Below are 10,739 nucleotides of genomic sequence, written 5' to 3' on the forward strand. Positions count from 1 at the left end.
TTACCGGACACTAGTGACGCGGAGCGTGGGAACGAGAAACCAAAAAAAAAAAGCCCGTATCCTGAGATACGGGCCTTTTTTTCGTCAGCCGATCAATTACTTGATCTTGGCTTCCTTGTAGATCACGTGCTTGCGAACAACCGGATCGAATTTTTTGATTTCGATTTTGTCCGGAGTGGTGCGCTTGTTCTTATCGGTGGTGTAGAAGTGGCCAGTATTGGCGGTCGACACCAGACGGATCAATTCACGCATGATTCTCTCCCTTAAACCTTAGCGCCATTTTGGCGAATTTCGGCCAGCACGACATCAATGCCGCGCTTGTCGATGATACGCATGCCTTTGGCAGACACGCGCAGACGCACAAAACGCTTCTCGGACTCGACCCAGAAGCGGTGATGCTGCAGGTTCGGCAGGAAACGACGACGGGTTTTGTTGTTTGCGTGGGAAATGTTATTCCCAGTCACCGGACCCTTACCGGTAACTTGACAGACTCTCGACATGCCTCAGCCCTCTAAAACCACATGCCCAACCCGGCATGGGTTGGCCGCTTAATCTCTCAGTCATTTGGCGCCAGGCGCCGCGTTTCTTTAGGGTCTTACCAGCTACACCTGCAAATGCAAGGAACCGGGCCCCTAGAAAAGAGCGCTGCTTTATACCAGAAAGACCACAATGCAACAACAGCAACTGCATTTTCAATTGCCGTGAATGCCTCCAATCAGACCGCAAGCATAGCTGCCATGGGCCGGCGGGCCGGGCAACCGCTCGTCGCAACGACCCGTAAAAATTCAATGGCCATTTTCGATCCGGACCACTAGGGTAGGACTTTTCCACACTGCACTGGCAGATGGGCCATCGATCAGCCAAGGAACCCAGCTATGCGTCTTGCGATTTTGCCGCTGTTGCTCGCCCCACTTTTCAGCCCCTTGCTGGCTCAGGCCGCAGCATTGAGCATCTGCACCGAGGCGAGCCCGGAAGGCTTTGACGTGGTGCAGTATAACTCGCTGACAACCACCAACGCATCGGCCGATGTGCTGATGAACCGCCTGCTCGACTTCGACGCACGCCAGGGCAAGCTCGTGCCAAGCCTTGCAGACAGCTGGGAAGTTTCCGACGATGGCTTGACCTATCTGTTCAGGTTGCACCCTGAGGTCAAGTTCCATACTACCGAGTATTTCAAGCCCAGCCGCTCCCTCAACAGCGACGACGTGGTGTTCAGCTTCCAGCGCATGCTCTACCCGGCCAACCCCTGGCACAAGATCGCCCAGAGTGGCTTCCCCCATGCCCAGTCGATGCAATTGCCCAGCCTGATCAAGCAGATCGATGCGCCGGACCCGTTGACCGTGCGCTTTACCCTGGATCATCCGGATTCGACCTTCCTGGCCACCCTCAGCATGGGCTTTGCCTCGATCTACTCCGCCGAATATGCCGACAAGCTGTTCAGGGCCGGCACACCGGAAAAACTCAACAGCCAGCCGATTGGCACCGGCCCGTTCGTTTTCAGCCGTTTCCAGAAGGACGCGAGCATTCGCTACAAGGCCAACCCGGATTATTTCGCCGGCAAGCCAGCCGTGGATCCGCTGATCTTTGCCATCACTCCAGATGCCAACGTTCGCCTGCAGAGATTGCGCAGCAACGAGTGCCAGATTGCCTTGTCGCCAAAGCCCGTGGATATACAGGCCGCAGAAAAGGATCCGGCGCTGAAGGTTGAGAAAACCGATGCATTCATGACCGCGTTTCTTGCCATCAACAGCCAGCATCCGCCCCTCGACAAGCCAGAAGTCCGACAAGCCATCAACCTTGCCTTCGACAAGAACAGCTATCTGCAAGCCGTGTTCGAAGGCACCGCCGTCGCCGCCAACGGCCCCTATCCGCCCAGTACCTGGAGCTACGCCAAGGATCTGCCCGGCTATGCCCATGACCCGGACAAGGCTCGCGCACTCCTGGCCAAGGCCGGCTTGAAGGAAGGTTTCAGCACCACAATCTGGACACGGCCTACCGGCAGCCTGCTCAACCCGAACCCGAGCCAGGGTGCGCAAATGCTGCAATCGGATCTGGCCAAGGTCGGCATCAAGGCCGAAATCCGGGTCATCGAGTGGGGCGAGCTGATCCGTCGCGCCAAGGCCGGCGAGCATGACCTCCTGTTCATGGGCTGGGCCGGCGACAACGGCGACCCGGACAACTTCCTGACCCCGCAATTCTCCTGCGCCGCCGTGCAATCGGGCACCAACTTTGCCCGCTATTGCGACACGGGCCTGGACCGGTTGATCGGCGCCGGCAAAACCACGAGCGAGCAAGGCGTACGCACCAAGCTGTATCAACAGGCCCAGGCGCAGATCCAGCAGCAGGCGCTCTGGCTGCCGCTGGCGCACCCGACTGCGTTCGCACTGACCCGCAAGGAGGTCCAGGGTTACCAGGTCAGCCCGTTTGGCCGCCTGGACTTCTCCAGGGTCAGCGTTGCCCCCTGAAGCCTAGAGCCAGCCGTACTCGACCATCGAGAGCGGCTCCCCATCACCGATGATGAAGTGATCGAGCACCCTGACATCGATCATCCCCAGCGCCTCCTTGAGGCGCTGGGTCAATACCCGGTCGGCCTGGCTTGGCTCGGCAATGCCGGAAGGATGGTTGTGACAGAGGATCAATGCAGCGGCGTTGTGAGCCAGTGACCGCTTTATCACCTCTCGCGGATAAACACTGGCGCTGTCGATCGAGCCCTTGAACAAAACTTCAAACCCAAGTGGGCGGTGTTTGGAATCAAGAAACAGACAGGCAAAAACTTCGCTTCGCTCATGTCGAAGCATGGACTTCAGGTAGTTGCGCACGGCTCTCGGACTCTCAAGCGCAGGGTCCCGCTCAAGGTTTTCAGCCAGATGACGCCGCCCTATTTCCATGACCGCTTGAAGCTGCGTGTATTTGGCCGGTCCCAGCCCCAGCTCACGCATGAAGGCAGGCTGATCCGCTTCAAGCAAGTTCCGTAATCCACCAAATTGGTTGAGCAGATAACGCGCCAAATCCACCGCGCTTTTTCCCGATACCCCTGTGCGCAGGAAAATCGCCAGCAATTCGGCATCCGACAGGCTCGCCGCCCCACGCTTCAACAACTTCTCCCGCGGCCTCTCCGCTGCGGGCCAATTCTTGATACTCATGGCATCTCCTTGCCTTTGACTGCGCTGCTCCTCGATGAGCGCTGTGCTATCTTAGCCCATCATTTTTACGCGGCGATCTGACCTCCCAGGCATCGTCGCCGTTGTGCAATCCCTGAACAAAAAGGCAGGCCTATGCAGCGGCTGTATCGGAAACGCATCGTTCTCGGCGTCGGCGGCGGCATTGCCGCCTACAAGAGTGCAGAACTGGTTCGCCGGCTTCTTGAGCACGGTGCTGAAGTGCGCGTGGTCATGACCCGCGGCGGCAGTGAATTCATTACCCCCCTGACCATGCAGGCCCTGTCCGGGCACCCCGTCCACATGGACCTGCTTGACCCGGCCGCCGAAGCCGCGATGGGCCATATCGAACTGGCCAAGTGGGCCGACCTGGTGCTGATCGCCCCCGCCACCGCCGACCTGATCGCGCGCCTGGCCCAGGGCATCGCCAATGACCTGCTGACTACGCTGGTGCTGGCAACCGACGCCACCGTCGCCCTGGCACCCGCCATGAACCAGGCCATGTGGCGCGACCCAGCCACCCAGGCGAACCTGGAATTGCTGCAAGCCCGCAACCTGAAGCTCTTCGGCCCGGCATCCGGGAGCCAGGCCTGTGGCGACGTGGGCCTTGGCCGCATGCTCGAGGCAAACGACCTGGCGCTCTGTGCCGCCGAATGCTTCCAGCACCAGGTGCTGACTGGCAAGCACGTGCTGATCACAGCAGGTCCGACCCAGGAAAACATCGACCCGGTGCGCTACATCACCAACCACAGTTCCGGCAAAATGGGCTTTGCCCTGGCTGAAGCGGCCGTCGAAGCCGGCGCCCGCGTGACGCTGATCACCGGCCCTGTGCACTTGCCGACGCCTGACCGGGTCACGCGCATCGATGTGGTCAGCGCTCGCGACATGCTCGCGGCCTGTGAAGCAGCGATCCCCTGTGATGTGTTCATTGCCTCCGCAGCGGTTGCAGACTACCGCCCCGAAGTCGTTGCCCCACAAAAACTCAAGAAAGACCCTACGAGCGGCGATGGCCTACTGCTGCAAATGGTGCGCAACCCGGACATTCTGGCAACCATCGCCACCCGTCCGGACCGCCCTTTCAGCGTCGGTTTTGCCGCCGAAACCGAACATTTGCTCGACTACGCTGCACGCAAATTGAAAGACAAAAACCTCGACCTGATTGTTGCCAACGATGTGGCCAACCCCAGCATCGGCTTCAACAGCGAGGAAAACGCCTGCAGCGTGATTGACCGGGAGTTGCACGCAACCCTTTTCGCCCAGACCAGCAAGAGCAAAATTGCTCGCCAGCTGATCTCTTTCATCGCCGACCGTCTTAACCAGGTTTAAACACGCATGCACGCTCTACAAGCCAAAATCCTCGACCCACGCATCGGCAACGAATTCCCGCTGCCACAGTACGCAACGCCCGGCTCGGCCGGTCTCGATCTGCGTGCAATGCTCAAGCAGGACACCATCCTGGAGCCTGGTCAGACCTTGCTGATCCCTACCGGCCTGTCGATCTACATCGGCGACCCGGGCCTGGCCGCCATGATCCTGCCACGCTCGGGTCTGGGCCATAAACACGGCATCGTGCTGGGCAACCTGGTCGGCCTGATCGACTCGGACTACCAGGGCGAACTGATGGTTTCCTGCTGGAACCGTGGCCAGACCGCCTTCAACATCGCTGTCGGCGAACGCATCGCGCAGCTGGTGCTGGTGCCGGTAGTACAGGCGCATTTCGAAATCGTCGAAGCGTTCGATGAAAGCCAGCGCGGTGCTGGCGGCTTCGGGCATTCCGGCAGCCATTGATTACGATGGGGTATGCGCGATTTTGAAGTGGGTTGCCGTGGTGCGGTTGGCCACGGCAACGGCAACTCAATTGAGTAATTGACGAACTCTCTGTCGAAAATGCCGTCAAACCGTTCAATTCGAGCTTTCCAGCCCTCCGAGTGATGGCCGTCATCCGGCCTAATCCTGCGGTGCACAAGGATCAAGCCAGCAAGTTTTCGAATTCGAAACCTTCGACCAGGACAAGGAATTCATGAGAATGGAGCATTCCCCAGTTATGACCAGCATGGCACACGCGGCACCCAAGCTACCCGAGAGCATTTTCCGCGCTTATGACATCCGCGGCATCTTCGGCAACACCCTTCATGCCGAGACCGCTTACTGGATCGGCCGCGCCATTGGCGCACAAAGCCTTTCCCAGGGCGAACCCCATGTCAGCGTGGGCCGTGATGGCCGCCTGTCTGGACCGGTTCTGGTGGAGCGCCTGATCCAGGGCCTGGCCGATGCCGGCTGCCATGTCAGCGACGTCGGCCTGGTGCCGACCCCTGCGCTGTACTACGCGGCCAACGTGCTAGCCGGCAAGTCCGGGGTGATGCTCACCGGCAGTCACAATCCGTCCGACTACAACGGCTTCAAGATCGTCATTGCCGGCGACACCCTGGCCAATGAACAGATCCAGGCCCTGCATGACCGCATCAAGACCAATAATCTGAGCAGCGGCGAAGGCAGCATCACCAAGGTCGACATCCTCGATCGCTATTCCAGCGAAATCACTCGGGACATCAAGCTCGCGCGGCGCCTGAAAGTGGTGGTCGACTGCGGTAACGGCGCGGCCGGCGTGATTGCCCCGCAGCTTATCGAAGCGCTGAATTGCGAGGTTATCCCGCTGTTCTGCGAAGTCGACGGCAATTTCCCGAACCATCATCCAGACCCGGGCAAGCCGGAGAACCTGGAAGACTTGATCGCCAAGGTCAAGGAGACCAATGCCGATCTGGGCCTGGCCTTCGATGGCGACGGCGACCGCGTCGGCGTGGTGACCAACACCGGCAGCATCGTCTACCCGGACCGCCTGTTGATGCTGTTCGCCAAGGACGTGGTGGAACGCAACCCTGATGCGCAGATCATTTTCGACGTCAAATGCACGCGTCGCCTGACCCCGCTGATCAAAGAGTATGGCGGTCGCCCACTGATGTGGAAGACCGGTCATTCGTTGATCAAAAAGAAGATGAAGGAAACCGGCGCCCTGCTTGCCGGCGAAATGAGCGGTCATATCTTCATCAAGGAGCGCTGGTACGGTTTCGATGACGGCATTTACAGTGCCGCGCGCCTGCTGGAGATCCTCAGCAAGGAGAAATCCTGCGCCGAAGAGCTGTTCGCCAGCTTCCCGAACGATATTTCTACGCCGGAAATCAATATTGATGTGACCGACGAGAGCAAATTCAGCATCATTGATGCATTGCAAAGCGATGCTCAATGGGGTGAAGCCGAACTGACTACCATCGATGGTGTGCGAGTCGACTACCCCCATGGCTGGGGCCTGGTCCGTGCGTCCAATACCACACCGGTACTGGTGCTGCGCTTCGAAGCCGATACTGAAGCCCAATTGCAGCGCATCAAGGACGTTTTCCACGCCCAACTGAAACGTGTTGCACCTGATCTCCAACTACCGTTCTGATTGATCGACTACCTGTTCTTCTGGAGCCCTGCATGACCCTCGAACGTGATGCCGCCACCAATGTCGCCAAGGTCCTGTCCGAAGCGCTGCCCTACATCCGCCGCTTCGTCGGCAAGACGCTGGTGATCAAATACGGCGGCAACGCTATGGAGAGCGAGGAGCTCAAGACCGGCTTTGCCCGTGATGTGGTGCTGATGAAGGCCGTCGGGATAAACCCGGTGGTCGTTCACGGCGGTGGCCCGCAAATCGGCGACCTGCTCAAGCGCCTGTCGATCGAAAGCCACTTCGTCGACGGCATGCGCGTGACCGACGCGGCGACCATGGACGTGGTGGAAATGGTCCTGGGTGGCCAGGTGAACAAGGACATCGTCAACCTGATCAACCGTCATGGCGGTAGCGCCATCGGCCTGACCGGCAAGGACGCCGAGCTGATTCGTGCGAAAAAGCTCACCGTCACCCGCCAGACCCCGGAAATGACCACTCCCGAAATCATCGATATCGGCCATGTCGGCGAAGTGGTCGGGATCAACACCGACCTGCTGAACATGCTGGTCAAAGGTGACTTCATTCCCGTGATCGCACCTATCGGCGTCGGCGCCGATGGCGAGTCGTACAACATCAACGCCGATCTGGTGGCGGGCAAGGTTGCCGAAGCACTGAAAGCTGAAAAGCTGATGCTGCTGACCAACATCGCCGGCCTGATGGACAAGACCGGCAAGGTCCTGACCGGCCTGACCACCGAGCAGGTCAACGAGCTGATCGCCGACGGCACCATCTACGGCGGCATGCTGCCGAAGATCCGCTGCGCGCTGGAAGCCGTACAAGGCGGCGTGACCACTTCACACATCATCGACGGTCGGGTACCGAATGCGGTGTTGCTGGAAATCTTCACCGATACCGGTGTGGGTACGCTGATCAGCAATCGCAAGCGTCACTAATCACTGGCGATACAAAAAAATGGCCCTGCAATGCAGGGCCTTTTTTTATGGGGCAAATACGGCTCAGATACCGTACTGAGCCCGATAAGCCTCAACCGCAGGCAAATGCTGCTTGAGCTGCGGATCATCGGCCAGGAACTCCAGCACCTGGGTCAGCGAAACGATGCTGACCACCGGAATGCCGAAATCACGCTCCACTTCCTGGATCGCCGACAACTCGCCGTTGCCACGCTCCTGGCGGTTCAGGGCGATCAATACGCCAGCAGCCTTGGCCTTCTGGCCCTCGATGATCTGCATGACCTCGCGGATCGCGGTACCGGCGGTGATCACGTCGTCGATGATCAGTACGTCACCGGCAAGCGGCGAGCCCACCAGGCTGCCGCCCTCGCCATGGGCCTTGGCTTCCTTGCGGTTGAAACACCACGGCACATCGAGCTGATGGTGCTCGGCCAATTGCACTGCCGTAGCGGCGGCCAAAGGGATACCCTTGTAGGCCGGGCCGAACAGCACGTCGAAGGAAATACCGCTCTCGACGATGGCTGCCGCGTAGAAACGACCCAGTTGTGCCAGGGCAGAACCGCTGTTGAACAGGCCGGCATTGAAGAAATACGGGCTTGTACGCCCCGATTTCAGGGTAAATTCACCGAAGCGCAGAACACCGCGATCGATGGCAAAACGAATGAAGTCGCGCTGATACGGCTGCATGAAAAAGTCCCGAATACCACGGATTTAGCTAATTAGGTAGAGCTCGGGTATCATACACGCACGAGATTTTTGGGGCCATTTATGCGGATCATCAGTGTGAACGTTAATGGTATTCAGGCTGCAGTCGAGCGTGGTTTGCTCAGTTGGCTGCAAGCCCAGAATGCCGACGTCATCTGCCTGCAGGACACCCGCGCCTCTGCCTTTGAACTGGACGACCCAGCCTTCCAACTGGATGGCTACTTCCTCTATGCCTGCGATGCCGAAGTACCCGCCCAAGGCGGCGTGGCTCTGTATTCGCGGCTGCAACCGAAGGCAGTTATCAGCGGCCTAGGCTTCGAGACAGCCGACCGCTACGGGCGCTACCTGCAAGCCGACTTCGACAAGGTCAGCATCGCGACCTTGCTGCTCCCATCAGGGCAGAACGGCGATGAAGACTTGAATCAGAAATTCAAGCTAATGGACGACTTCGCCCGTTATCTGGACAAGCAGCGCCGCAAGCGTCGCGAGTACATCTACTGCGGCTCCCTGTATGTGGCGCAGCAGAAGCTCGACATCAAGAACTGGCGCGACAGCCAGCAATCTCCTGGCTTCCTGGCGCCGGAACGGGCCTGGATGGACGAGATTGTCGGCAACATGGGCTATGTCGATGCCCTGCGCGAAGTCAGTCGCGAAGGCGACCAGTACAGCTGGTGGCCAGACAACGAACAGGCCGAGATGCTCAACCTGGGCTGGCGCTTCGACTACCAGCTGCTGACCCCGGGGCTGCGTCGCTTCGTACGCAGCGCACGCCTGCCACGTCAGCCACGCTTTTCCCAGCATGCTCCGCTGATCGTGGACTACGACTGGACGCTGACCATCTAGGCCGCAGCCAGACACAAAAAAGCCGACTCAACCAGACTGTGTGAAAACGCAGTCTGCAAAGGCACAAACAAACGCCCCGGCTTGCCGGGGCGTTTGTTTTTTGGCCTCGCGATAAAAAAAGCAGAGCCTCTCAGCTCATCAGGCCCCGCATTTGAGAGGCACCCAACACCTTGAGCGCTCGCTTCAGGTTGTAACCCAGCACCGCCAAGCTCATTTCAGCCCGCGCACCTCTCAGATGGCGCACAAGAAAACGGCCATTTCCGAATAGCCATTGCTTGAGATTGCCAAACGGGTGTTCGACGATAGATCGGCGTTTGACCATCATCTCTGGATGAGCCCGCATTCGTTTCTCCATCCGCTCAAAGGCCTCTTCCTGGGCATGCCGGCTCACGTAACGACGCTGTGCCTTGGTGCACTGCGGCTTCAGGGGGCAGGTACTACAGTCACCGACAGCCGAGTGGTAGATACGCGCACCTTTGTTCAACTGTTTAAGCGTCAGGACCTTGCCTGCCGGGCAACGGTACTGATCATCCTCGGCGTTATAAACGAAGTCCTCCCGGCCAAAGAAGGTCACTTCATCACTCGTGGGGTTGACTGAGCGGTTGGCCGGTACAAAGGCGGTGATTCCCGCAGCCTCACAGGCTTGAAATTGCTCACCATTGGAGTAACCCGCGTCGGCGGTGACGGTCAATTCAGATTGCGCCAGCTCGGCCTTGGCCGCTTTGGCCATTGGCTCAAGCTGCTGGTTGTCGGTGCCGTCCTGGGTGACCTCGTGGTGAAAAATCAAACAATGCGCGGCATCCACCGCGCTTTGGATGTTGTAGGCCACAAACTTGCCAGCCGCCGTACGCATCTTGCGAGCCTCAGGTTCGCCGAGTACATGCTGGGTCAGGCCTTGAGCCTCCATCAGGGCCTGACAGGTCTGGTTATCAGCCTTTTTGGTTTCAAGTTCACGCAGGGCTGCCTGCACGGCAGAGCGGTTAACCGACTCGCCGCCCTCGCTGCGATCAGTTTCGTCCAGCTGCGCGAGATAACGAGCAATACGTTTCTCCAGCGCCGCTTCCTGGTGTTTGAGCTTGTTTGGAGTGATGTGCTTGCGATTGGAGGCCACGACCTGAAATTTGCTGCCATCGATCGCGACCAACTCGCCCGCAATCAAACCCACCCGACGACAAAACTGAACGAAGGCCCGACAGGTGGCGGTGAAGGCTGGGCCGTTGTCTCGACGAAAATCGGCAATGGTCTTGAAATCTGGCGTCAATCGCCCGAGCAGCCACATGACTTCAACATTGCGCTGCGCTTCGGCTTCCAACCGCCGCGAAGAACGGATGCGATGGAAATAGCCGTAAATGTAGAGCTTGAGCAAGTCTGCCGGGTTGTAGGGCGGCCGCCCTGTCGCCTTGGGCTGGCTCTTGCTGAACCCCAGTTGCTGAAGATCCAGGCGCAAAATATAGGCCTCGATGACACGCACAAGATGGTCGTCCGGAATCAGGTCGTCCAACGACACTGGGAACAACGCACCTTGGGTCCGATCCTCTCCTTGGATGTAGGCCATAACGAAAAATGCCCCGTATCTATCGATACGGGGCATTTTCTTAAACCGCGACGCAGATTGCTAGGTTTTCACACAGTCTG

At 58.8% G+C, this 10,739-nt stretch carries 10 protein-coding genes and 1 pseudogene; 6 read left to right on the plus strand and 5 right to left on the minus strand.

Annotated elements, in window-relative coordinates; translation table 11 throughout:
* Positions 1-96 precede the first annotated feature (96 nt).
* Together rpmG and rpmB are read right to left on the minus strand one after the other, a co-directional pair.
* The gene (rpmG, locus tag F2S13_RS28095) at positions 97-252 is read right to left on the minus strand and encodes a 50S ribosomal protein L33 (protein WP_010225867.1); all 156 of its coding nucleotides are present in this window, start codon (positions 250-252) and stop codon (positions 97-99) included.
* Between the two features lie 11 nt (positions 253-263).
* Positions 264-500 carry a 50S ribosomal protein L28 gene (gene rpmB, locus F2S13_RS28100; RefSeq protein ID WP_166367116.1) on the minus strand — a complete coding sequence of 79 codons (237 nt, stop codon included), beginning with the start codon at positions 498-500 and terminating at the stop codon, positions 264-266.
* 375 nt (positions 501-875) lie between these two features.
* Between rpmB and F2S13_RS28105 the strand changes: the two genes are divergently transcribed.
* Entirely contained in the window at positions 876-2,465 is a 1,590-nt protein-coding gene (locus F2S13_RS28105; protein ID WP_166367118.1) for an ABC transporter substrate-binding protein, read from the plus strand.
* A 3-nt stretch (positions 2,466-2,468) separates the two neighbouring features.
* On the opposite strand, the gene radC is transcribed toward F2S13_RS28105, so the two are convergent.
* Complete coding sequence (radC, locus tag F2S13_RS28110) at positions 2,469-3,143, minus strand: RadC family protein (protein ID WP_166367120.1); 675 nt, start codon at positions 3,141-3,143, stop codon at positions 2,469-2,471.
* 132 nt (positions 3,144-3,275) lie between these two features.
* On the opposite strand from radC, the gene coaBC reads away from it, so the two are divergent.
* From coaBC to argB, 4 genes and pseudogenes are all read left to right on the plus strand, one after another.
* The gene (gene coaBC, locus F2S13_RS28115) at positions 3,276-4,484 is read left to right on the plus strand and encodes a bifunctional phosphopantothenoylcysteine decarboxylase/phosphopantothenate--cysteine ligase CoaBC (RefSeq protein ID WP_166367122.1); all 1,209 of its coding nucleotides are present in this window, start codon (positions 3,276-3,278) and stop codon (positions 4,482-4,484) included.
* A gap of 6 nt (positions 4,485-4,490) precedes the next feature.
* Positions 4,491-4,946, plus strand: a complete 456-nt coding sequence (dut, locus tag F2S13_RS28120) for a dUTP diphosphatase (protein WP_166367124.1) — start codon at positions 4,491-4,493, stop codon at positions 4,944-4,946.
* A gap of 277 nt (positions 4,947-5,223) precedes the next feature.
* Positions 5,224-6,600, plus strand: a pseudogene (locus F2S13_RS28125) (phosphomannomutase/phosphoglucomutase); the annotation flags it as partial.
* A 32-nt stretch (positions 6,601-6,632) separates the two neighbouring features.
* Entirely contained in the window at positions 6,633-7,538 is a 906-nt protein-coding gene (gene argB / locus F2S13_RS28130) for an acetylglutamate kinase (protein ID WP_166367128.1), read from the plus strand.
* A gap of 63 nt (positions 7,539-7,601) precedes the next feature.
* Here the strand turns inward: argB and pyrE are convergent, their stop codons facing one another.
* Positions 7,602-8,243: an orotate phosphoribosyltransferase gene (pyrE, locus tag F2S13_RS28135; protein ID WP_166367130.1), complete on the minus strand. Its 642-nt coding sequence runs from the start codon at positions 8,241-8,243 to the stop codon at positions 7,602-7,604.
* A gap of 81 nt (positions 8,244-8,324) precedes the next feature.
* Here pyrE and F2S13_RS28140 point away from each other — a divergent pair, with 81 nt between their 5' ends.
* A complete protein-coding gene (locus F2S13_RS28140; RefSeq protein WP_003176915.1) occupies positions 8,325-9,104 on the plus strand; it encodes an exodeoxyribonuclease III in 780 nt (259 codons plus the stop codon).
* 130 nt (positions 9,105-9,234) lie between these two features.
* Here F2S13_RS28140 and F2S13_RS28145 read toward each other — a convergent pair whose 3' ends face one another.
* Positions 9,235-10,659, minus strand: coding sequence for an IS1182 family transposase (locus tag F2S13_RS28145; protein WP_166367133.1), 1,425 nt, complete (start codon positions 10,657-10,659; stop codon positions 9,235-9,237).
* Between the last annotated feature and the right edge of the window lie 80 nt (positions 10,660-10,739).

This window comes from Pseudomonas akapageensis (assembly GCF_011355085.1).
GTDB classification, from domain to species: domain Bacteria; phylum Pseudomonadota; class Gammaproteobacteria; order Pseudomonadales; family Pseudomonadaceae; genus Aquipseudomonas; species Aquipseudomonas akapageensis.